This window comes from Tenacibaculum sp. M1.3A (assembly GCF_057732375.1).
The window spans coordinates 196,695-220,444 of the sequence record NZ_JBYJEF010000005.1; the positions used below are offsets into that span (position 1 = coordinate 196,695).

Annotated in this window: 18 protein-coding genes and 3 tRNA genes; 11 read left to right on the plus strand and 10 right to left on the minus strand. The window is 30.8% G+C overall.

What is annotated here, in order from left to right; all coding sequences use genetic code 11:
• Nucleotides 1-35: 35 nt before the first annotated feature.
• The 5 genes from AC28QF_RS09745 to AC28QF_RS09765 all read right to left on the minus strand — a co-directional run bounded on the left by AC28QF_RS09745 (nt 36) and on the right by AC28QF_RS09765 (nt 4,562).
• On the minus strand, nt 36-1,046 hold the full coding sequence (locus AC28QF_RS09745; protein WP_488201529.1) for an OmpA family protein: 1,011 nt from the start codon (nt 1,044-1,046) through the stop codon (nt 36-38).
• A 338-nt stretch (nt 1,047-1,384) separates the two neighbouring features.
• Nucleotides 1,385-1,789 carry a nuclear transport factor 2 family protein gene (locus tag AC28QF_RS09750; protein WP_488201528.1) on the minus strand — a complete coding sequence of 135 codons (405 nt, stop codon included), beginning with the start codon at nt 1,787-1,789 and terminating at the stop codon, nt 1,385-1,387.
• Between the two features lie 15 nt (nt 1,790-1,804).
• A complete protein-coding gene (locus tag AC28QF_RS09755; RefSeq protein ID WP_488201527.1) occupies nt 1,805-3,778 on the minus strand; it encodes a PspC domain-containing protein in 1,974 nt (657 codons plus the stop codon).
• Entirely contained in the window at nt 3,771-4,115 is a 345-nt protein-coding gene (locus AC28QF_RS09760; protein WP_483706663.1) for a PadR family transcriptional regulator, read from the minus strand. Before AC28QF_RS09760 ends, AC28QF_RS09755 begins: the two co-directional genes overlap by 8 nt.
• 18 nt (nt 4,116-4,133) lie before the next feature.
• Nucleotides 4,134-4,562 carry a DUF4870 domain-containing protein gene (locus AC28QF_RS09765; protein ID WP_488201526.1) on the minus strand — a complete coding sequence of 143 codons (429 nt, stop codon included), beginning with the start codon at nt 4,560-4,562 and terminating at the stop codon, nt 4,134-4,136.
• A gap of 155 nt (nt 4,563-4,717) precedes the next feature.
• Here AC28QF_RS09765 and AC28QF_RS09770 point away from each other — a divergent pair, with 155 nt between their 5' ends.
• Both AC28QF_RS09770 and AC28QF_RS09775 read left to right on the plus strand, forming a co-directional pair.
• Entirely contained in the window at nt 4,718-5,173 is a 456-nt protein-coding gene (locus AC28QF_RS09770; protein WP_488201525.1) for a DUF4442 domain-containing protein, read from the plus strand.
• Between the two features lie 48 nt (nt 5,174-5,221).
• A complete protein-coding gene (locus AC28QF_RS09775) occupies nt 5,222-6,022 on the plus strand; it encodes a TIGR00266 family protein (protein WP_488201524.1) in 801 nt (266 codons plus the stop codon).
• A gap of 62 nt (nt 6,023-6,084) precedes the next feature.
• On the opposite strand, the gene AC28QF_RS09780 is transcribed toward AC28QF_RS09775, so the two are convergent.
• The gene (locus tag AC28QF_RS09780; protein WP_488201523.1) at nt 6,085-7,470 is read right to left on the minus strand and encodes a TlpA family protein disulfide reductase; all 1,386 of its coding nucleotides are present in this window, start codon (nt 7,468-7,470) and stop codon (nt 6,085-6,087) included.
• 183 nt (nt 7,471-7,653) lie between these two features.
• Nucleotides 7,654-10,206, minus strand: coding sequence for an ATP-dependent Clp protease ATP-binding subunit (locus AC28QF_RS09785; RefSeq protein ID WP_488201522.1), 2,553 nt, complete (start codon nt 10,204-10,206; stop codon nt 7,654-7,656).
• Between the two features lie 296 nt (nt 10,207-10,502).
• Here AC28QF_RS09785 and gyrA point away from each other — a divergent pair, with 296 nt between their 5' ends.
• Both gyrA and AC28QF_RS09795 read left to right on the plus strand, forming a co-directional pair.
• Nucleotides 10,503-13,025, plus strand: a complete 2,523-nt coding sequence (gyrA, locus tag AC28QF_RS09790; RefSeq protein ID WP_488201521.1) for a DNA gyrase subunit A — start codon at nt 10,503-10,505, stop codon at nt 13,023-13,025.
• Between the two features lie 17 nt (nt 13,026-13,042).
• On the plus strand, nt 13,043-14,278 hold the full coding sequence (locus tag AC28QF_RS09795; RefSeq protein ID WP_488201520.1) for a tetratricopeptide repeat protein: 1,236 nt from the start codon (nt 13,043-13,045) through the stop codon (nt 14,276-14,278).
• 74 nt (nt 14,279-14,352) lie between these two features.
• Here AC28QF_RS09795 and AC28QF_RS09800 read toward each other — a convergent pair whose 3' ends face one another.
• Both AC28QF_RS09800 and AC28QF_RS09805 read right to left on the minus strand, forming a co-directional pair.
• Nucleotides 14,353-15,123: a C40 family peptidase gene (locus AC28QF_RS09800; RefSeq protein ID WP_488201519.1), complete on the minus strand. Its 771-nt coding sequence runs from the start codon at nt 15,121-15,123 to the stop codon at nt 14,353-14,355.
• 18 nt (nt 15,124-15,141) lie between these two features.
• Nucleotides 15,142-16,317 carry an acetyl-CoA C-acyltransferase gene (locus AC28QF_RS09805; RefSeq protein WP_488201518.1) on the minus strand — a complete coding sequence of 392 codons (1,176 nt, stop codon included), beginning with the start codon at nt 16,315-16,317 and terminating at the stop codon, nt 15,142-15,144.
• Nucleotides 16,318-16,422: 105 nt separating this feature from the next.
• On the opposite strand from AC28QF_RS09805, the gene AC28QF_RS09810 reads away from it, so the two are divergent.
• From AC28QF_RS09810 to AC28QF_RS09830, 5 genes are all read left to right on the plus strand, one after another.
• Nucleotides 16,423-18,471 (plus strand): HD family phosphohydrolase, encoded by a 2,049-nt coding sequence (locus tag AC28QF_RS09810; protein WP_488201517.1) that lies wholly within the window; start codon nt 16,423-16,425, stop codon nt 18,469-18,471.
• Nucleotides 18,472-18,570: 99 nt separating this feature from the next.
• A tRNA-Ser gene (locus tag AC28QF_RS09815) sits at nt 18,571-18,654 on the plus strand.
• 15 nt (nt 18,655-18,669) lie between these two features.
• Nucleotides 18,670-18,744, plus strand: a tRNA-Pro gene (locus tag AC28QF_RS09820).
• 29 nt (nt 18,745-18,773) lie between these two features.
• A tRNA-Arg gene (locus tag AC28QF_RS09825) sits at nt 18,774-18,847 on the plus strand.
• A 184-nt stretch (nt 18,848-19,031) separates the two neighbouring features.
• Nucleotides 19,032-20,234, plus strand: a complete 1,203-nt coding sequence (locus AC28QF_RS09830) for a site-specific integrase (protein ID WP_488201516.1) — start codon at nt 19,032-19,034, stop codon at nt 20,232-20,234.
• 24 nt (nt 20,235-20,258) lie between these two features.
• On the opposite strand, the gene AC28QF_RS09835 is transcribed toward AC28QF_RS09830, so the two are convergent.
• The gene (locus tag AC28QF_RS09835; RefSeq protein ID WP_488201515.1) at nt 20,259-21,698 is read right to left on the minus strand and encodes a hypothetical protein; all 1,440 of its coding nucleotides are present in this window, start codon (nt 21,696-21,698) and stop codon (nt 20,259-20,261) included.
• A 163-nt stretch (nt 21,699-21,861) separates the two neighbouring features.
• Between AC28QF_RS09835 and AC28QF_RS09840 the strand changes: the two genes are divergently transcribed.
• Together AC28QF_RS09840 and AC28QF_RS09845 are read left to right on the plus strand one after the other, a co-directional pair.
• On the plus strand, nt 21,862-22,734 hold the full coding sequence (locus tag AC28QF_RS09840) for an AAA family ATPase (protein ID WP_488201514.1): 873 nt from the start codon (nt 21,862-21,864) through the stop codon (nt 22,732-22,734).
• A complete protein-coding gene (locus AC28QF_RS09845) occupies nt 22,709-23,716 on the plus strand; it encodes a DUF3871 family protein (protein WP_488201513.1) in 1,008 nt (335 codons plus the stop codon). Before AC28QF_RS09840 ends, AC28QF_RS09845 begins: the two co-directional genes overlap by 26 nt.
• Nucleotides 23,717-23,750: the final 34 nt, after the last annotated feature.

Below are 23,750 nucleotides of genomic sequence, written 5' to 3' on the forward strand. Positions count from 1 at the left end.
TAAGTATAACAGTATTACTGATAATAGTAGTTACGCTATATTTTTCTTAATTCAACTCTTCTGTTTTTGGCTTTACCTTCTTCGGTGGTATTGTCATCTACAGGTTTAGTTTGACCAAAACCTTGACTTTTTAATCTCGATTCAGCAATGTTTTCATCTGTAAGTGCCATGAGAACAGATTTTGCTCTATTTTTAGATAATGTTATATTTGATGACTCATTACCTGTATTATCTGTATGCCCTTCTATACTAATTTTTAAATCAATATTTGATTTCATCATTTTTATTATTTCATTAATAACATCATAAGAGTTAGTTTTAATCCTTGATTTACCAGTGTCGAAATTAATATATAATGTTGCATAGCCTTTGTTATTTATATCGTTTAAAATATCATTAGCTGTAATTTTTTTTATAGTTTGCTTAAAGTTTTTATACTCTACAACACCTATAGTTCTAGATTTTGAAGAAACTTGGAAACCAATTTTTTTATCAGCAGTTTTAAGAAGGTACATTTCTATAGGTCCATTAACTACGTCGCCAGCATAAAATTCATGCATGTGTTTATATATTGCATTGGGGTTGTCTCCCCATTTTTGTGTTAATTCATAGGGTATGCTATTTTTGAAAATTAATTTAGCACCTATAGATTTTAAATATTCAGAAATACTTTTGTCAAATAAATACTTTTGCCATTCTTTATCATTGTCCATTATTATTTCCATTCTTGTAACTTTTCCATCAAGAGTAAAAAAAGTATTTCCATCAAACATTTCTAGTTTATCAAATTCATATGACTTAGATTCGTTTTTATCAACAAGCATCCCTTTAGGTGGTGTTATATATGGAAATATACCTATGTTAGCTTTTGATTCAGGAATGTTTTTCCAAGAGAATTTTTTTACGTCTTTTTCATTCGGTAAATCTTTTATTAATTCATCTTTATTAGTAATAATAGTTTTGCTTTTAGAGCTTTCGCCTTTATCGTTTTTACAACTAAAAAGCATAAAAATTATTAGTAGATTGATTAAGTGTTTTTTCTTCATTTTTTCGTTTTTAGGTAAACTAAACATAGCAAATTAATAATGTGTGATTATTTTACTACACAATATCAGTTGATAGCGAAGTTCTATAAAATTTATATGAGATGCAAACTAAATTTTTACACATAAAAAAGCCAAAGCAATTAAGCTTTGGCTTAGTAAACTAATAAAACCAAGTATTAGTATCATTGGAGTTAGCTATAACAAATGAACTAATGTTTTTAGTGTGAACTGTATTTTAATGTAGGCTAATAACTTTTGTTATTTTCCATTGTTTGTTTTCTTGTTTCCAAATAACAATAAATTTACTTGGAGTTGATATTGCATTGGGTTCTTGATTGTTATAAAAATTTATGATAACCAATTTGTATTGCGCCGTAATTTTTTATCGGATATACTTCAATGCTTCCTTTTATTAAAGTTCGGGTTACTTTGCCACATATATTTTTTTCTAATGCTTTTAAAAGATCGCTTTTAGAGGTTGATAAACCTCCTTTGTCGTGAAAAAACTCTAAATCTTCGTCATACAACTTTGCTTGGGTTTTCATATCACAAGTATTGTAAGCAGTAAAATAAATGCTATCCATTTTTACAATTTCATTGTGCAAATTAATATCCACAGCTTTGTAATTCGGTATTTCAGCTACTTGTGCATTTGTTATCAAAGAGAATAATAAAGCGTATAATAGGGTGATTAATTTTAAGAAAAAATTGCCTTTAAAGAAAAAATTGAAAATAGCTCCCATAGTTTTTGTTTTTGATTACCAGGTTTTAAAAGCTAAACCTTTATGTTCTTGGTTATAAGTTCGTCTAAAACCTTTAGAAATATCGTTTAAAGTGTTGTTAGAGATTGTTAATTCGCCTCTATAACCATCATTACAGTTTATTCTTAGTTTAATTTTATCTATTTGATTATTCTTATTGTATTTAGAATCTTTAATAGTAATGTCAATATTTTTTTTGTTCTTAAACCAAGTAACTAACTTCTCTAACTCTTTTTTTGTGGTTTTTTTACTGATGATAAACTCAGCTTTTAAATCGTTAATAGTGCTGTCGAATAAAAAACTTACATCTTCGTCGTTATCAGAATTCCAATTATTATCTTGATTGTTGTTTGTTTCATCATTATCACAATCGGTACACTCAAAACCTTTTGATGTCATTTTAAAATGATGATTAGCCATATCGCGATCATAAATATCATCAGTATTTTTAATGTCATTTAAAAACCTACGAGACGATCCTTCAAAGTATACCGTTGTTCCTTCTGGTATAAAAATGGTGGCTTTTACCTCTTCATCTTTCCATATATTTTTGTATTCGCTTAAAAAGAAAGCATCAAAAACAATAGTATTATTTGCTGATTTAAAATTGTACTTAATAGCTTCAGCATTATCATTTGCCTTATTACGTTTTCTACCTTCAGATGTTTTTTTAATTTCGATATAAGCATTACCAGTTTCGCTTTTGCGAACATCAATATTTATATCGTTAGAGTATTTTAACTCAGTATTATTAACGGAAACTCCAATCGAATTATTTCTGTTGCGTAGGTTATGGTTGTAATAAATATTATCATCATTAACCACTCTAATTTTTAGAGGTTCATTTATAGCGTAACTAATACTGTGTTTACTAATATTTGCGCCATTATAAGCATGTGTTGTTGCAAACTCTATACCCGAAAAACCGATTGCTAATAAAGATACTAGCCAAATTCCTGATAAGGTTAAGATTGCGCCAGTACTTAGTTTTTTAATATTTGGCGATAATATTCGTAAGCCTAAAATGAACAATACGATAAACGGAATTCCGATTAAAACAAATAATGAAATAGACAATAACCATCTTGGTAATGTAGATTCGTAAAAGAAAGGTGGGTAATGCACAAATTCACTATCAACATTTAAAAACTCTAAACTTCCTATAGAAAATACACCTAGCAGTAAAGAAACTATAGTTATACCGGCAATAAATATTAATAGTACACCTATAAATTTACCAAATACTTTAAAAAGTGTGAGTAAAATTTTACCCATAGTGTCTATAAAATCCTGAAAACCAGATTTTGTTTGCGCACGCATTTTTTCGTAATCTGCACTCGATATTTTTTCTGAAATACCAGTTGCTCCATCTTTTATTTTTGTTGAAAAAGAGTCAAATTCGTCACGAATTTTTTTTTCAATATTGTCAATATTTACAGCCTCACCTTCCATTTGTAGCTTCTCTGAAGTTGTTTTTGCTTCAGGTAATAATATCCAAAGGATTATATAAGCTAAAGGCGAAAAGCCAGAAGCTACTAAAACAATAAAAGCAATACGAATCCAAATAACATCAATATTAAAATAATGCGCGATACCAGAACAAACTCCTCCTAAAAACTTGTCATCACCATCTCTAAATAATTTTTTAGATGATCTGTTAGTCGATCTTGTATTGTAAGAAGAACCTTCGTTGTAATTATCTTCAGCTTCTGCATAATCTTCAGGTTGCCCCATAATAGCGATAACCTCTTCAATATCGTTTTCGTTTATTACTTGGCGAGCATCCGTAATTCTTTCAGATAAAAGTTCGCTAATACGCGCTTCAATATCTGATATTATTTCGTTTTTTCCCTGCGGATCATCGCTTAAAGATCGCCCAATGGCTTCTAAATAACGCTTTAATTTCTGATAAGCAATTTCATCTATATGAAAGAAGAATCCACCTAAGTTTATGTTTATTGTCTTATTCATCGTTAGTTGATTTTGTACTTGTTACTAGGTTTACTGCGTTTACTAAATTACCCCATGTTTTGTTTAGTTCTTTTAAGAACATGCCACCGTTTTCGGTTAAAACATAGTATTTTCTTGGCGGCCCTGAGGTTGATTCTTCCCATCTATACGTTAATAATCCAGCGTTTTTTAAACGAGTTAGTAGCGGGTAAATAGTTCCTTCAACCACAATCATTTCAGCACTTTTTAATGTCGAAAGTATTTCAGAAGTGTATGCATCACCATTTTGTAAAATTGATAAAATGCAATATTCTAAAACTCCTTTTCGCATTTGTGCTTTTGTGTTTTCTATCTTCATATAATGCGGTTTATGAGGTTATTTTATAAAATTAATTGTAAAAGGATATGTGTAATCTTCTCCTTTATTTGCTTTCATTGCGGCGATAATTATTAAAGCTATTTTAATAAGTGAAACAATACTTACTAAAGAAACAATACTAATAAATCCAAATAAGCCATTGTAAGAATGGTGTCCGCCAAAATCAATATCTATTCCATTAAAAACATCTAAAAAATTTCCAAAAAAGAAAGAGAAAAACGAAGCACTTAATATAAAGATGTACAAACCAAAACTGATGTTAAAGTTTACAGCTTCTTTACCGTGATTGTCTAAAAACGGACTTTTATCTTTTAACGTTTGCCATAAAATTAGCGGAGTTATAATGCTTCCTAAAGGGAATAGGTATCCCGCAAAAGCGGATATGTGTATTAAGAAAGCGTTGGTGTTTTCGTTGTTTTTTTGCATGATTAAATATTTTATATAATACTATACTATGCAAATATATATCTTTAAAAAGGTATTGTGCAATACATAGTACTGTATTTAACATTTATTTAACATTTGTCATGTTTTAGGAAGTGTTAAAAAAAAGCTCTAAATTGCCCATAAATACTGACAAAATGAAGTTTACACCACGAAAAATAAATTTTTTCACCCTATTTAAATTACCATCAGCTTATATCTGCGGAATTAAAGTAAAATCTATTTCTGATGAAAAATCATTAGTTACCGTAAAACATCGCTGGATAAATCAAAACCCTTTTAATAGTATGTTTTGGGCAGTACAAGGTATGGCGGCAGAATTATCTACAGGAATTTTGGTGATGCTAGCTATTGATAAGTCTAACAGAAATGTGTCGATGCTGGTAACCAACATGAATGCTACTTTTACTAAAAAAGCAACCGGCAGAATCGTTTTTGAGTGTAATGATGGTTTGGCAATTAAAAAGGCAATTCAAAAATCAGTAGAAACAGGCGAGGGGCAAACAGTTTTAGTAACTTCAGAAGGTATAAATAAAGACGGAGTTTCAGTGTCTAAATTTCAGTTTGAGTGGAGCTTGAAAGTGAAAGCGTAACAAAAAATAATTTTCTACGTCTAATAATTGAATATAAAAACCAAAAAGATGAACGCACACGAAATAGATTATCGCATTTTCGGAGAAGAAATGCAGTATGTAGAAATTGAATTAGATCCACAAGAAGGAGTTGTTGCCGAAAGCGGAAGCTTTATGATGATGGAGGCTGATGTGAAAATGAGTACTATTTTTGGTGATGGTTCTAATCAAGAAGCAGGTTTATTAGGTGAAATATTTTCGGCAGGAAAAAGAATTCTTACAGGCGAGAGTTTGTTTATGACTGTTTATACTAACGAAGGTCACGGTAAAAAACAAGTTTCGTTTGCTTCACCTTACCCAGGTAAAATTATACCGATAGATTTATCAGAATTCGATGGTAAGTTTATCTGTCAGAAGGATGCTTTTTTATGTGCAGCTAAAGGAGTTTCTATCGGAATAGAATTCTCTAAACGTTTAGGAAGAGGGCTGTTTGGTGGTGAAGGTTTTATTATGGAGAAACTAGAAGGAGATGGAATGGCTTTTGTGCATGCAGGTGGTACAATGGCTAAAAAAGTTTTACAAGCTGGTGAAATTTTAAAAGTTGATACGGGTTGTATTATTGGTTTTACAAAAGATGTGGATTATGATATTGAGTTTGTAGGCGGAATAAAAAATACAGTATTTGGTGGTGAAGGTTTATTTTTCGCCAAACTTCAAGGACCAGGAACGGTTTATATTCAGTCTTTACCGTTTAGCAGATTAGCGGGGCGTGTATTGGCAATGGCACCACAAAATGGTAAAGGAGATAAAGGAGAAGGAAGTGTTTTAGGTGGTTTAGGGAATATTTTGGATGGTGATAATAGATTTTAAATGTATATAATCAGCATGAAAAAACCGCCAATTGGCGGTTTTTTCATGCTGATTATGTTATTCTATATTTTTAATTCATCAAAAATATCAAGTAATTCTTGTCCTGAAGAAGGTCTTGGTGCATTAGGGTTTACAATATTACCCTTAGGGTCTATAATTATAAATTTAGGCAACCCTTTTATTAAAAATTTTTGAGCCCATTCTAAATCTCCTTGTTTCTTTCCGCTAAATAATTGTATTCCTGTCATTTCACGATCTACAATGGTTTGTTTCCATTTTTCATGCTGATTTTTATCATCAACACTAATACTAACAAACTCTATGTTTTTGCCGTGATACTCTTCTTCTAACTTTTTTAATAAAGGTATTTCTCTTTTACAGTAAGCACACCAAGTAGCCCAAACATCAATATATAAATATTTCCCTTTGCCTAATAAATCATCTAAAGATGTTGTTCCTCCAGCATAGTTTTCAAAATCTTTAAACTTAGGAGCTGGCTGCCCCTTAGCTGTAGTTTTTAGAATGTTATAGCTTTTTGATATTTCTTCCTTGTGTTCTTTATTAGTAGAGTATGCCATGAATTTATCATGAAATTCTTTTAAGTTGTTTGTATAGGTTATACTTTCTTTAGCACTTTTAAATAATAAATCATTTTTAGCTAAAGTATCATTCACCTCAGTTTGTAAGGTTTCTAAGTAGGTTAAAGAATAGTCATCACCTTTTTTGTTTTTCTCCTTAGCTAAAACTTCTAGCTGTGTTTCTAGCATTTTACGGTAAGAATATGAATTTACATAATCATCACCACTACTGTAATTAAAATCTTTTAAAGGATCAGGGAAGTTTTCTGAAACTTTAAAATCGGCATCACCCGTTAAAGTTCCGTAATAGCCTTCGTAATTACTCAAGTTTCTTAAGTATTCGTAATCAATGTTTTTTACTTCGTTCTTTAAGAATTCAGTAGGTAAATTGTTAGCTATAGATAACTCAGTTAAAGCATCTTTATATTCGTCCATTTTTTCTAAAAAAGCTTCTTCTTCTAAAGAGAATAATTTGTTGGCATTTATTAAAATTTCAGAGAATTTTTTCTTTTTTTGAACAAAATAACTGTTAATGTTTGCATTGGTTCCTTTAAAGCTAACTTTGTCTGATTTTTTGTAGTCAAGATTAATTTCCGTGTCAATAGTGTCGTTAAGGTATAAATTAATAGGTTTTTTATCAACTATTAAAGTATAATAACCATCTCTGTCAATCTTTATAGTATCAGAAAAAGAACCTGTTTTTTTATCAAATTTTATTTTTTTTGTAAAATTAAACCCATCTAAAGAAATGTCTCTTTTTTTGAAATTTTCAATTTTACCAGATAAAATAAGGTGATTTTTTACTGGTTTTTCTTTTTTACATGAAATAATGGTAACTCCTATAAGTGCTAAAAGTACTAGTCTTTTCATTGTTTAATATTTTTGTTAATAAGGGATTTAGGGGTCGAAGTTACTTTTTTTAGATTTTTTATCAAAGAATTTAACAAAATATTTGCTATTTTTTGGGTCTTTAGTGAAAAATTACTTATTAGTATCTTGCGTTTTTTGAAAAAATAAAACTCCCAAACACAGTGTTTAGGAATTTTGTATGTTTTATTCGCCTATTTCAGTGCGAGATTCTGTAGGTTTTTCTCCTTTTTCTATTTTGATAATTAACTTGTTGTCTTTTTCATCTAAATCCATAAAAATAGTATCACCTTCATCTAATTTAGAGTTTACAATCTCTTCAGCTAAAGCATCTTCAATATATTTTTGGATAGCTCTTTTTAAAGGTCTTGCACCATATTTTTTATCAAAGCCTTTATCTGCTATGTAATCTTTAGCTTTTTCACTTAACATTAATTTATAACCTAAATCAGCGATACGAGTTAAAAGTTTTTCTAATTCGATGTCAATAATTTTATGAATATCTTTTCGTTCTAAAGAGTTGAAAATGATAACATCATCAATACGATTTAAAAATTCGGGAGCAAATGATTTTTTTAAAGCACCTTCTATAATGCTTTTTACATGTGCATCTTCTTGATCTTTTTTAGAAGCAGTACCAAATCCAACACCAGCGCCAAATTCTTTTACTTTACGAGCTCCTATATTAGAAGTCATAATGATAATAGTGTTTCTAAAATCGATTTTTCTACCAAGACTATCAGTAATATGTCCGTCGTCTAAAACTTGTAAAAGCATGTTAAAAACATCTGGATGTGCTTTTTCAATTTCATCTAAAAGAATTACAGAATATGGTTTTCTTCTAACCTTTTCGGTTAACTGTCCGCCTTCTTCATAACCAACATATCCTGGAGGTGCACCAATTAAACGAGAAATAGCAAACTTTTCCATGTACTCACTCATATCAATTCTAATTAAAGAATCACTAGAGTCAAATAATTCACGTGCTAATACTTTTGCTAATTGAGTTTTTCCAACACCAGTAGATCCTAGGAAAATAAATGAACCAATTGGTTTATTAGGGTCTTTTAAGCCCACGCGATTACGTTGTATGGCTTTTACTACTTTGGTAACAGCTTCATCTTGGCCAATAACTTTACCTTTAATCATCTTAGGTAAATCGGCTAAACGATGGCTTTCTGCTTCAGCAACTCTGTTAACAGGTATTCCTGTCATCATAGAAACAACTTCGGCAACGTTGTCTTCGGTAACAATTTCTCTATTTAGTTTAGCGTCTTCTTCCCATTGGTTTTGAGCAGACTGTAGCGCTGTTTCAATATTCTTTTCGTCGTCGCGAAGCTTTGCAGCTTCTTCGTATTTCTGGCCGCTTACTGCTTTTGTTTTTTGCTTGCGAATTTGTTCTAGTTTAGCTTCTAGCTCTAATATTTGTTGCGGAACAACAATATTCGTTATATGTATTCTAGATCCTGCTTCATCTAAAGCATCGATAGCTTTGTCTGGTAAAAAACGATCTGTCATATAACGATTCGTTAATTTTGCACAAGCATCAATAGCTTCATCAGTATATGATACTTGGTGATGTGCTTCGTATTTACCTTTAATATTATGTAGAATTTGTACTGTTTCTTCAACCGTTGTAGGTTCTACAATTACTTTTTGAAAACGACGCTCTAAAGCACCATCTTTTTCGATGTTTGTTCTAAATTCATCTAAAGTAGTGGCTCCAATACATTGAATTTCTCCACGAGCCAAAGCTGGTTTTAGCATGTTTGAGGCATCTAAAGAGCCTGTAGCGCCACCTGCACCAACAATAGTGTGAATTTCATCGATAAATAAAATAATATCGTCATTCTTCTCTAATTCGTTCATTAGAGCTTTCATGCGTTCTTCAAACTGACCTCTGTATTTTGTTCCGGCAACTAAGCTGGCTAAATCTAAAGAAACAATTCTTTTATCGAATAAAATACGAGATACCTTGCGTTCTACAATTCTTAAAGCTAAACCTTCCGCTATGGCAGATTTACCAACACCAGGTTCTCCAATTAACATTGGATTGTTCTTTTTACGTCGACTCAATATTTGAGAAACGCGTTCAATTTCTTTTATTCGTCCAACAACTGGGTCTAATTTACCAGCAATGGCTAATAATGTTAAATCCCGTCCAAAATTATCTAAGACTGGAGTTTTAGACTTTTTTGCTTGTTTCCCTTTAGGTGTTTGTTGCCCGAAAGGATTTGATTTATCATTGCTAAATTCATCTTCAGAAGGTGTTTCGGCAGTAGGAGAAGAAAAAGTGTCTTCTACATGAAGTTCTTTGTAAAGTGCTTTTGCTTCTTCATAGCCTACATCATATTTTTGAAGTAGTTTTGTTGTAGGGTCATTTTCGTTACGTAAAATACATAACAATAAATGAGCAGTGTCTATAGAGTTGCTTTGATATAATTTAGCTTCTAAAAACGTTGTTTTTATTGCTTTTTCAGCTTGCCTTGTAAGGTGCAAACTCTTTTTTTCGATGTTTGCTATTGATGGGGTGGTTGGGTTTAATTTCTCTAATTTATTGCGCATTAAATCTAAATCTACATCAAAAGTAGTTAGTATTTCAATGGCTTTACCGTCTCCTTTCCTAATCAAACCTAATAACAGGTGCTCTGTTCCAATAAAATCATGTCCCAATCTTAGGGCTTCTTCTTTACTGAAAGTAATTACATCTCTAACTTGTGGTGAAAAATTATCGTCCATAAATTTAATTTGTATATGTGTAAAGTTAGTAAGTTTTTTTCTTAAAAATTACAAAAAATATGCCAATAGTTTTTAGCAGACATTCTGGCAATGTAAAATAGCATTTTTTATGTTAAAATTGTTGATAAGTATCGCTAAAACAATAAAAATATTTTTTGTGTAAAACATGGTATTATAGTATCTTGCAATGTTTTAATAAATACAGCTATTTTTAGTGTATTTTAAAAGTGAGTTTTATCAAGTGTAAAATTCACTTTTTTGACGAAAATGAGAACTAATATTTTAAAGAAATATATATGGCAGATGGCGAAAAGTTGATTCCTATCAACATTGAAGAGCAAATGAAATCAGCATACATTGATTACTCAATGTCGGTTATTGTATCAAGAGCATTACCAGATGTAAGAGATGGTTTAAAACCAGTTCATCGAAGAGTATTATTCGGTATGCATGAGTTAGGGATTAAAGCAACGGGGTCATATAAAAAGTCTGCAAGAATTGTAGGGGAAGTATTGGGTAAGTATCACCCGCATGGAGATACATCTGTATATGATTCTATGGTTCGTATGGCACAGAGTTGGAGTGTGCGTTATATGATGGTTGATGGCCAGGGTAACTTTGGTTCTGTTGATGGTGATTCACCAGCAGCAATGCGTTATACTGAGGTTAGAATGCAAAAAATATCAGAAGACATGTTGGCTGATATTGAAAAAGATACTGTTGATCATCGTTTAAATTTTGATGATACCTTGCAAGAACCAACGGTTTTGCCAACACGTATTCCTAACTTATTAGTAAACGGAGCGTCTGGTATTGCAGTAGGTATGGCAACAAATATGGCACCACATAACTTAACAGAAGTTGTAAACGGTACGATTGCTTATATCGAAAATAGAGATATTGAGATTGATGAGTTAATGCAGCACATTAAAGCACCAGATTTTCCTACAGGAGGAACCATTTATGGTTATGATGGTGTAAGAGATGCTTTTCATACTGGGCGTGGACGTATAGTAATGCGTGCAAAAACTAGTTTCGAAGAGGTAAAAGGAAGAGAATGTATTATTGTTACAGAAATTCCTTATCAGGTTAACAAAGCAGAAATGATTAAAAAAACTGCCGAGTTAGTAAATGATAAAAAATTAGAAGGAATTGCCAATATACGCGACGAATCGGATAGAAACGGAATGCGTATTGTATATGTCTTAAAGCGTGATGCAATACCTAATATTGTATTAAATAAGTTATATAAATATACACAATTACAAACATCTTTTAGTGTAAATAATATTGCGTTAGTAAAAGGTCGTCCTGAGCAATTAAATTTAAAAGAATTAATCCATTATTTTGTTGAGCATAGGCATGAAGTTGTTGTTCGAAGAACCGAATTTGAATTAAAGAAAGCAGAAGCAAGAGCACATATTTTAGAAGGATTAATTATTGCTTCAGATAATATTGATGAAGTAATTAAAATTATCCGTGCTTCTAAAAATGGTGATGAAGCTCGTGAAAGGTTAATTGAGCGTTTTGAATTGACAGAAATTCAGGCAAAAGCAATTGTAGAAATGCGTTTGCGTCAGTTAACAGGTCTAGAGCAAGATAAGTTACGTGCAGAGTTCGATGAAATTATGTTGACTATTGCTGACTTGAAAGATATTTTAGCAAACGAACCAAGACGTTACCAAATAATTACTGAAGAATTGATTTATGTTAGAGACAAGTATGGAGATGATCGTCGTTCTGAGATTCACTATGCTGGTGGAGATATGCGTATCGAAGATATGATTCCAGACTCTAAAGTTGTAGTAACTATTTCTCATGCAGGTTATGTAAAACGTACCAATCTTGACGAATATAAAGTTCAGAATAGAGGAGGACGTGGGCAAAAAGGAGCAACGACTCGTAATGAAGATTTCTTAGAGCATTTATTTGTAGGAACCAATCATCAGTACATGATGTTCTTTACACAAAAAGGAAAAGTGTTTTGGATGCGTGTGTATGAAATTCCAGAAGGAGGAAAGAATACCAAAGGTAGAGCAATGCAAAACCTAATTAATATTGAGTCAGATGATAAAGTAAAAGCGTTCTTAGTTACTGAAGATTTAAAAGATGAGGAGTATATCAATAATCACTTTGTGATTATGGCAACTAAAAAAGGGCAAGTTAAAAAGACTCCTTTAGAACAGTATTCTCGTCCAAGAACTAATGGTATAAATGCAATTACAATTAAAGAAGGCGATGAGCTTTTAGAAGCTAAATTAACAACTGGTGATAGCCAAGTAATGTTAGCTTTAAAATCTGGTAAGTCTATTCGTTTTGAAGAAGCAAAAACCCGACCAATGGGAAGAACTGCATCGGGAGTTCGTGGTATTACTTTACAGCATGATAAAGATGAGGTTATCGGTATGATTGCTGTAAACGATATGGATAGTAATATATTAGTTGTTTCTGAAAAAGGATATGGAAAAAGATCTAAGTTAGAAGATTATCGAGTTACAAACCGTGGAGGAAAAGGAGTTAAAACTTTAAATATATCAGAAAAAACAGGTGAGTTAGTTGCAATTAAAAATGTAGATGATTCAAATGATTTAATGATCATTAATAAGTCTGGGCTTACAATTCGTATGGCTGTTGAAGATTTACGTGTTATGGGACGTGCTACGCAAGGAGTTCGTTTAATTAATATAAAAGATACCGATAGTATTGCTGCCGTTGCAAAAGTTATGCGTGAAGAAGACGATGATGAAAATGAAGAAGAAGAAAATGGCACGGAAATTGAAAATGAAGATATAACAAACGAAGATCAAGAACAACAATAAATAAAACAGTAATTAAAATGAAAAAACAAATTTTAACCTTTTCTTTAGGATTGATGACATTAGGATTAATGGCTCAAAAATCTGAATTAAAAGCAGCTGAGAAAGCTATAAAAAAACAAGATTATACAAGTGCTATTACAACTCTTAATTCTGTAGAAGGAGCAGTAATGATGGAGGAAGAAGATAAATATAAATCTAAATTTTACTTCTTAAAAGGTAAAGCATTAGCAGGGAAAAAAGATTATAGAAATTCAGCAGAAGCTTTTCAGGCGCTATTAGCAATGAAGGGTAATAAATATACTGAAGAAGCTAAGCCTTTATTGAATCAATTGGTTCAGGAAGTGTCTAACAAGGCTGTAGATTTGTATAATAATAAAAAAGATTATAAGAACGCTGCAGAAAATTTCTACTTAACATACATGTTAAGCCCTACAGATACCTCTTTTGTTTATAACGCAGCAATATCTGCAACACAAGCAAATGATTATGATACCGCTATTAAGTATTATAAGGAGTTAAGAAAAGTTGGTTATACAGGTATTGAAACTCAGTATGTAGCAACAAATATAGCAACTGGTAAAGTAGAAAACTTAGGTTCTAAGCAGCAAAGAGATTTAATGGTTAAATCTAAACAATATATTAAGCCTAGCGTAAAATCATCAGAATCTAAAACTGCTATAATAGTTAAGAATATTGCTTTATTATTAAAAGAGCAAGGTAAAACTGATGAGGCTATTGAGGCATTGGCTGAAGCAAGAAATGCAAATCCAAAAGATTTAAATTTATTGTTAAATGAAGCTGATATGTATATTAAGCTTAAGCAAATGGATAAATTTGGAGAATTAATGAGTGAAGCAATTGCTTTAGATCCTGAAAATCCTACACTATACTATAATTTAGGTGTTGTTAACTTTAATGATGGAAGAGTTGATGAAGCAAAAAAATACTATAGAAAAGCAGTAGAGTTAAAGCCTGACTATGCTGATGCTTATATGAATTTAGCAGTTGCTGTTTTAAATAAAGACAAGAAAATTGTAGAGGAAATGAATAAAAATTTATCAAACTTTAAAAAGTATGATGAATTAGCTTTAGAACAAAAAGAGGTTTATAAAGAGGCATTACCATACTTAGAGAAAGCAGATTCTTTAAATAGAAGTATAGAGACGGTAAAAACTCTTATGAATTTATATGAAGTTTTAGAAAATTCAGCTAAAGCAGCAGAATATAGAGATTTATATAAGTCTATGAAATAAGTTTATTTCATTAAATGAAAAAAACCGAAACTTTTAAGTTTCGGTTTTTTTTGTGCTTATATTTTAAGTAAACTCTAAATAAAACGTTTAATAACCCTTAACTTATGAGTGTGTTTATTGGTGTCGATATTATAAATACCGCTATGATCTAACTTGTCAATTCGTACTTTACCGTGCGCGTGAATAATATTATAATCATTCATAATAATACCAACATGCGTAATATTGCCATCTTCGTTATCAAAAAATGCTAAATCACCAGGTTCACTTTCCTCAATAAAGCTTAAAACTTCACCTTGTGTAGCTTGCTCTTTTGCATCGCGTAATAAATTGTAACCGCATAATTTATATACAGTTTGCGTAAAACCAGAGCAATCAATACCAAAAGGAGATTTTCCTCCCCATAAATATGGTACGTTTAAAAATAGAAAAGCAGTATCAATAATAGCAGGTTTGGCTAGCTTTGTATTACATACTTTTCCTTCGTATGAATATAGCATTTTATTTATATTAATATTCTTGTCTTTGTAAAACGGAAGTCTAGCTCCCATCGGAATTGTAGTTAAATTATGATTATTATCAGTAATAAAATCAATTAATTCACCAGCATAACTTTTGTTTTCTTCGGATAAAGAATTATAAACATCCTCTGTAATTTCTTCATATTGCTTATTGTCGATATAACCTTCGTAATTATCGAAAGCTAAACGAATTTTACTCCATTTTTTAGATTTTCCTAAAACCTTAAAATGTTCGCCAAAAACTACTTGATTTACCATTTCTGATGGGTCAGCAGGTTCAAGACGAAGAGGTACAATACTTAAATTACAAATTCCGAAAGACATTGACTAGTTAATTAAAGATTAAATTCTTTCGATTACCATTGCGCTAGCACCACCACCACCGTTACAAATACCGGCAGCACCTATTTTAGCATTATTCTGTTTTAAGATAGAAGTTAAAGCGATAATAATTCTTGCTCCAGAAACCCCTAATGGATGTCCTAAAGAAACAGCTCCACCATTTACATTTACCTTATCAGCAGATAAACCTAAAATTTTCATGTTAGCTAAACCAACAACAGAAAACGCTTCGTTTAATTCAAAGTAATCTACATCATCAATTGCAACTCCAGCTTTCGATAATGCCTTTGGCAATGCTTTAGCAGGTGCAGTAGTAAACCATTTTGGTTCGTGAGCAGCATCTGCATATCCTTTTATTTTAGCTAAAGGAGTTAAGTTTAATTCAGCAGCTTTTTCAGCAGACATTAAGATTAAAGCAGCTCCACCATCATTAATTGTTGATGCATTTGCAGCAGTAACTGTTCCGTCTTTAGTAAAAGCAGCGCGTAAAGCAGGAATTTTCTCCATTTTTACATTTTTATATTCTTCATCTTCAGAAAAAATAACAGGTTCGCCACGACGTTGAGGTATTTCTACTGGTACAATTTCATCAGCATACTTTCCTTTGCTCCAAGCATCAGAAGAACGTTTGTAAGATTCGATAGCAAAAGCATCTTGGTCTTCTCTAGAAAAGCTATATTCAGTTGCACATTCATCAGCACAAACTCCCATTGCTACTTGTTCATAAGCATCAACTAAACCGTCTTTTTGTAAACCATCTTCCATTTTAATTGGTCCGAATTTAGAACCTGTTCTTGCATGTTGGTAATGAGGAATCATACTCATGTTTTCCATACCACCAGCTACAACAACATCAGCATCACCTAAAGCAATTGTTTGCGCAGCTAACATGATAGATTTCATACCAGAAGAACAAACTTTATTTACAGTAGTACAAGGTACAGTATTAGGAATTCCGGCAAAAATTGCAGCTTGACGAGCTGGTGCTTGACCAATTCCGGCAGAAACTACATTTCCCATAAAAACTTCATCTACCATTTCTGGCTTTAAGTTAATCTTCTCTAAAGCTCCTTTTATTGCCACAGCACCTAATTTTGGTGCAGGTATAGTTGATAAACTTCCTAAAAAACTACCGATTGGTGTTCTAGCAACTGATACAATAACTACTTCTTTCATATATTTGGATGTATTGTGTTAAGATTTGTTTTGCGAAAATAACGATTTTATAACAAGTACTCAAATAATAGAGAAAGGTTATATTTACATTTTTAAACATATAAAATGAACGATTTCATTAATAAGTTATATAAGAATAATGCTATTATTTATAAAGTATTATTATTTCTAATTGCAGTTGTATCAATTGTATATCTGTTTCCTAAAGGAGGACAATTTAAATATGATTATCCGCAAGGAAAGCCTTGGCAGTATGATAATTTTTATGCTCCATTTGATTTTGCAATTCAAAAAACAGCAAAAGAAATTGATACGGAAACTCGTGAGATTAGATCAAATATTAAAAAATATTTTGTTTATAACGAAGCGATAGAAACACAGGTTTTAAATTCTTTTGGTGCTAAAATAGCTCTTTTGGATTCTTTATCAATTAAAGATTTAAGTACTTTAAAAAAAGAAGGTGAATTTATTATTAAAAAAATATATAAATATGGCTTCCTAGATGATGGAAGTGTAAATAGAGGTAATCCAGGGGAGCTTATAATACTCCGTAAAGGAAACTCTATAGATGATATTTCTTTTTCAATGTTAGTACAATCAAAAGATGTGCTTAAGTTTATTTCAGAAAATACAAAAAAAGTTGATGTAAATAATCAAAATATACTTTTAAACCTTTTATCAGAAAGTCTTAAGCCTAATGTTATTTTCGATACCAAATATAGTAGTAAGGAGTTAAATGAAGCTTTAAGGAGTATATCACATGTAAAAGGAAAAGTTTCTAAAGGAGAATTAATAATCTTAAAAGGAGATATTGTTGAGGGAAGGAAATTTAATGTTTTAAAATCTTATGAAACAGCTTCAAGTTCGCAACTTTGGACAAAATCTAATTACTATTGGATTGTTTTTGGATATACAATTTTAGTAGCCTTAGCATTGTTAATGTTATTGCTTTTTTTACAGAAATATAGATTTGAGATTTTTAACGACAACAATAAAGTAACCTTTATTTTCTTCAATGTTTTTTTAATGATTTTTGTGCAAACATTGGTGGTTAAATACAATTCTGAATATTTATATGTTGTGCCCTTAAGTATATTGCCAATAGTCTTAAAAGCTTTTTTTGATGCAAGGCTAGGATTATTTACCCATGTTTTAACGGTTTTATTATTAGGTTTTATAGTGCCCAATAGTTTCGAGTTTATTTACTTGCATATTATAGCAGGTATTGTAACGATATTAACTGTTTCTGAGCTGTATAAAAGAGCAAGTTTATTTGTGTCGATAGGGCAAATTACTCTAATCTATATGGTTACTTATTTTGCATTTTCAATATTAAAAGAAGGAAATGCGGATAAAATTAATTGGTTATATTTTGGTTTGTTTGCCGCAAACGGATTATTGTCTTTCTTGGCAGTATTCTTTATTTATTTTTACGAAAAGTTATTTGGTTTGGTTTCAGATGTTACTTTATTAGAGTTGTCAAACACTAATTCGAAATTATTAAGAGATTTAAATGAAAAAGCACCAGGAACCTTTCAGCACTCAATGCAAGTGGCAAACTTAGCAGAAGCTGCAGCAAACGAGATAGGAGCTAATTCAATGCTTGTAAGAACAGGAGCATTGTATCATGATATTGGTAAAATGGCAAACCCGATGTATTTTACAGAAAACCAATCGACAGGTGTAAATCCTCACAACGAATTATTGCCAAAAGATAGTGCTCGAATAATTCTAGACCATGTTATAAAAGGAATAGAAATAGCAAAGAAAAACAAACTACCAGACAGAATAATAGATTTTATTAGAACACACCACGGAACAAATGTTACTTATTACTTTTATAAGCAAGAATTAAAAAATAATTTAGAAGAAGAAGTAGATATAAAAAAGTTCCAATACCAAGGGCCAATTCCTTTTTCTAAAGAAACAGCTATTTTAATGATGTGTGATGCAGCTGAAGCAGCTTCTAAAAGTTTAAAGAATCCAACAGCACAATCAATAGATAATTTAATAGATAAGATTATTGATAAGCAAAAAAACGATAATCAGTTCATAAATTCAGATATTACCTTTAGAGAAATAGAAAAAATAAAAAAAATTATAAAGAATAAGTTAATGAGTATCTATCACTTACGAGTTGAGTACCCAGATTAGTATAATTTTTTTTCAAAAAGACTTGTGAAAGCTGTTAAGTCGTTGTATATTTGCACTCGCAATTTAAAACTCTTATTTATTAAGTAGTTTGAAATTCAAGGAGAGGTGCCAGAGTGGTAATGGAGCAGATTGCTAATCTGTCGACGGGTAACTGTCGCCAGGGTTCGAGTCCCTGTCTCTCCGCAATTAAATTGCACTCGGGGTGTAGCGTAGCCCGGTCATCGCGCCTCGTTTGGGACGAGGAGGTCGCAGGTTCGAATCCTGCCACCCCGACACTGTTTTCGTAGAAAGATAAAAACTACGGGCTCTTAGCTCAGCTGGATAGAGCACCTCCCTTCTAAGGAGGCGGTCGGAGGTTCGAATCCTCCAGGGCTCACTTAAAGCTTCACTAGAAATAGTGAGGCTTTTTTGTTTTCTTATATTTTATAATGCTTGTAGCTTGTTTCATAATCTTTCTTTGTGTTTCTATACTATGCTAGTATTTTATAAAAGTATACCTTTTTAGGTATTCTAAAAGTACCCCACTTTCCAAAAAAGTACCCCAAAAACAAAAATAGACTATGAATCAATTTAAACTAAGTGTTCTTTTTTATCTTGATAAGGTAAAATTGAATAAAAAGAATCAGTGCCCTATAAAATGTAGGCTAACTTTTTTAAAAACAAGGAGACAATTTTCAACAGGTCTTTTTATAAATCCAGATAAATGGAAAAGTAAAGAGCAGAAAGCTTTTCCTTATAATAAAGATAATAATATTTTGAATACTCAAATGAGCCTTATTAGTCAGAAGATTAATGAGGCTTTTTTATTACTTCAAATTTCATCAGAAAATTTTGATGTAGATGATATTTATAGGAAGTATAAAGGTGAAGATGTTAAAACAGAAATAACAATTTTAGGAGCTTATGACTTGCATAACGAGAAAACTAAAAAGCTAATAGGTGTAGACTTTAATGAATTATCATGGAGTAGGTATGTAGAGAGTAGGAGAAAGGTATCAAATTTTATTACTAAATTTTATAAGAAGAAAGATGTTAAGTTGAAAGACTTGGATTTAAAATTTATTAAGGATTTAGAATATTATTTTAAAACGGAATTGAATTTAAAACAAGCCACTATTTATAGAAGTATGCAGAGAGTAAAAAAGATAGTGCACTTTGCTATTGCTGAAAATTATTTACAACGAGACCCTTTTAATTTATACAAGAATAAGAAGTATAAAACTAAAATTATTTATTTGTCAGTTGAAGAGTTAGATAAATTTGAAAAACATGAATTTAATCAATTAAGATTACAAAAAGTAAAAGATTTATTTGTGTTTTGTTGCTATACAGGCTTAGCATATCAAGAGATGTCAACTTTGACAACTAAATACATTAAAATTGGGTTTGATGGTAATGAGTGGATTGAAATGTATAGGCAAAAAACTGATGGTAAAATATCAGTTCCATTACTTCCAAAAGCTAAAGCTATTTTAGAAAAATATGATAATGAATTGCCTAAAATATCTAACCAAAGATTTAATTCATATTTAAGAGAGATAGCTGAGATTTTAGAGATAGAAAAGAAGTTAACCCATCATACAGCAAGAAAAACTTTTGCAACTACTGTATTGCTTTATAATGGTGTTCCAATAGAGATTGTATCTGAATTACTAGGGCATTCTAAAGTAGCAATAACCCAAGAGCATTATGCAAAAGTTGTAAAGAAGAAAGTTAGTGATGAAATTTATTTACTAAATAATAAAATAAAAAAGCAGAGGTAAAAAACCTCTGCCTCATTTTGATAATTAAACCCAAGGCTCAATTTTTAAATTGGGAGTTACACCAATTTGCTTTTTAAGTACTTTAGTCATTATAAGTTTAATAAAAAGAACATTTTCTCCTGTTGTAATGATAGAATCATGCAATGTGTATAAAGGAACATTTGGTTTTAATCTATTAATGATTTTACAAGCTTTATCTAATACCAACTCTGCTTCTAACCTTTGTAATGCTATGGCTAAAGAATTGTGTTTCTTTCTGCCTATTTTTATTAACTTGAAAACCCTATAAACATTAGGGAATCTTGCTTTAAAAGCTCTAATAGCAGGTCTAAAAGAAATAGAAGTGTTAGGACTAAAAAATGTAGAAAATGTAATTTCTTTAGCTATTGCTCTTACATTACAATTTTCATCAACTTCTACAATCTTCTCATTAATTAAAATTTCACCAAATTCCTCATAGAATTTCCCACTTCCAACCATTTTTTTAAATTCAATAACATCAGGTTTATTTTCTATTTCATTAATCAAATCTACTAGCATAATAGGGTATCTATTATGATTAATAAGATTTGGATTTATGATTTTATCCTGTATGTTATTCTTTAGAAAAATAGCTTTATCTAATAGAGCTATGGATAAAAATGGTTGTGAGTTTTTAATGTCTACTGCATATAGTTTTTTACCTTCATAACTAATAAACTTCCTTAATTCTGTTTTTGTCTGAGTTAGGTTTGTGTGTAATCTGTAGCCTTTATTGTCTATATGAAAACTGTGATTTTGCGTGTGTGTGTTTAATGCAGGAAGTAATCTAGCATTATATTTTATTATAGGAGTACTTTTAGGATTTTGTGAACTAACTTTTCTGTCTTTTTGGTATTCAGCTCTTAAATATCTTTTAGCTGAAATGATATCAATTTTAAGACTGGAGTTAAACCATTGTTTTAGAAAAAGTAACTCATCTGTTTTTCCTTTATTATAATCTCTATTATTAATAATACTTTTTATGAGGGTTCTTTTTGTAATTTCAATAATTCTAATCTCAGATTGATATCTTCTAGAAACTTTATATCCTAAAGACTTTTTTTTAGGAATATAAAACTCATCACAGATAATTATTTCTCTATCTAATAGGTATTTGATGTATTTTTTATACTCGTGATTTCTCCTTTGTAAAACTTGACCATTTATAGGTGTAAAGCCATCATAATCATCAATGTTGTCTCTTTTTTTAGACTGTAAAGATGTTATTAAATGTAGTATATACACAAAATGGTCCTTATGATGTTTGAAATCAGGAGGATGTTGTTCTAATATCTCATCAATATTAATTTTTATTGGAACATATAATGTCAAAGAACTTGGCACTCTGCAACTCGTATTTCCAAGTGTGGCTTCATCACTTGAGTTGCTTGGACTGTTTGAGTGGTTTAAAGAAGCCTTTACCACTAATGAACATTTATTCATTTCCCACTCTTGTTGAGTGAGTTACCTATAACTAGGTAAGCTGTTCTTAATTAAAGAACTGGCTAGTGAATTTTATAACAGTTGATTTATTCTGTCAAAAACTATGCCTTAAATAAATGTAAAATCTGTCAGATAAATATTAACAATTTTAAATATAAATATTATGCAATTAAAACAAAGTAAAAGAAAAAATGTAAAGCTCAGATTAGGTATATCAGGAGCATCAGGATTTGGAAAAACTCATTCAGCTTTATTATTAGCTTATGGAATGACACAAGACTGGTCAAAGATAGCAGTGATAGATACTGAAAATTCATCAGCTAGTCTGTATTCAGATTTAGGTGGTTTTAATGTTGTAGACCTACAAGCACCTTATAGTCCTGAAAGATATATAGAGGCTATTAAATTATGTGAAAACTCTGAAATGGAAGTGATTATTATAGATTCTATGAGTCATGAATGGAATGGTACAGGAGGCTGTTTACAAATTCAAGAACAATTAGGAGGGAGATTTCAGGACTGGGCTAAAGTAACACCAAGACATCAAGCATTTGTAGATAAGATATTACAATCTAGTTGTCATATTATAACTACTACCCGTAGAAAAGTAGATTATTCTTTAGATTCAGTAGGAAATGGCAGAACTAAAGTTGTAAAACACGGAACTAAAGAAATTACAAGAGAAGGTTTTGAATATGAATTGACTGTAAATTTTGAATTAGTGAATGATAGGCATTTAGTAAAAGCTAGTAAGGATAGAACAGGTTTGTTTATGAATAAACCAGAGTTTGTAATTACAGATAAAATAGGTGAGAGATTATTGAAATGGTGTAATACCATGCCTCTTACAGTTAAAGAAATGATACATAAAATTAATAATTCTTTATCAGTATCAGGATTAACTGAGTTGTATAATGATAATCCAAAGTATCAACAAATTCTACAATCCCAATTCACTAGTAAAAAAGAACAATTAGAAAAATTAATTAACCCACAAAACTTTAGCACCAATGGAACTACAGCTCATACCCACTAGGAAAAATATAGATATTCAAAAAACTACTAGCATAATAGAGTATAATGATATCGTAAGTAGTAAAAATAAATCACCATTTATAGAGGCTAATACTGAAAGTGTTAGTCTTTCTCATTTAAAAGATAAATGTATTATACCTGTCTTTTCCAAAGATAATGAAAGGACTATTAGTCATCAAGAATTTATTGAAGTTGTACAGAGTGCTGTAGCTGTAGTTTTCCCTAATTACGCTGTTACACAACCTGAAATTAGAATATCACATCAAATTAAAGGAAGAACACCTTCTGCTATTCATAAGGCTGCTAAAGAACTATTAGAGCATGAGAAAACTACTTATTATGAAAGAATGGCTTTCATAATGAAAATTCCTAGTATTACTGATGTAATTAATGGAAATGTACTTTCCTTAACTCTAGGAGGAGTAAGGTCTTATAATCAAGAAAATTTATACAGTAAAAAAACTATAGAGAAGTTTAAATTTTTTGTTGGATTTCAAAACCAAGTATGTTGCAATTTATGTGTTAGCTCAGATGGATATGTAGAAGAAATGCGAGTAAGTTCATATGAAGAGTTACAAAATAAGATTATTAATATTTTACAGCAGTATCAAGCAGAACAGCATCTACAAAGCTTAAAAGAGTTAACCAGGTACAGTTTAACAGAACATCAATTTGCTCAGTTATTAGGAAGGATGAGGTTGTATCAATACCTATCAAAGGAAGAAAAGAAAAATATTCCTTGCTTTCAATTAAGTGATGGGCATGTATCTTCTATTGCAAAAGATTATTATCAAGATGAAAGGTTTTGTAAAAATGAAGATGGAAGTATTAATCTTTGGAATGTATATAACTTATTTACTTCTGCTAATAAGAGTAGTTATATAGATACTTTTTTAGCTAGAAGTTCAAATGTTTTTGAATTTACTCAAAGTTTAACTAAAGCACTCAATGGTAATGGAGATTATCATTGGTTTTTGAGTTGATGATAGCACCCTACTTAAATGTTAGGGTGTTTTT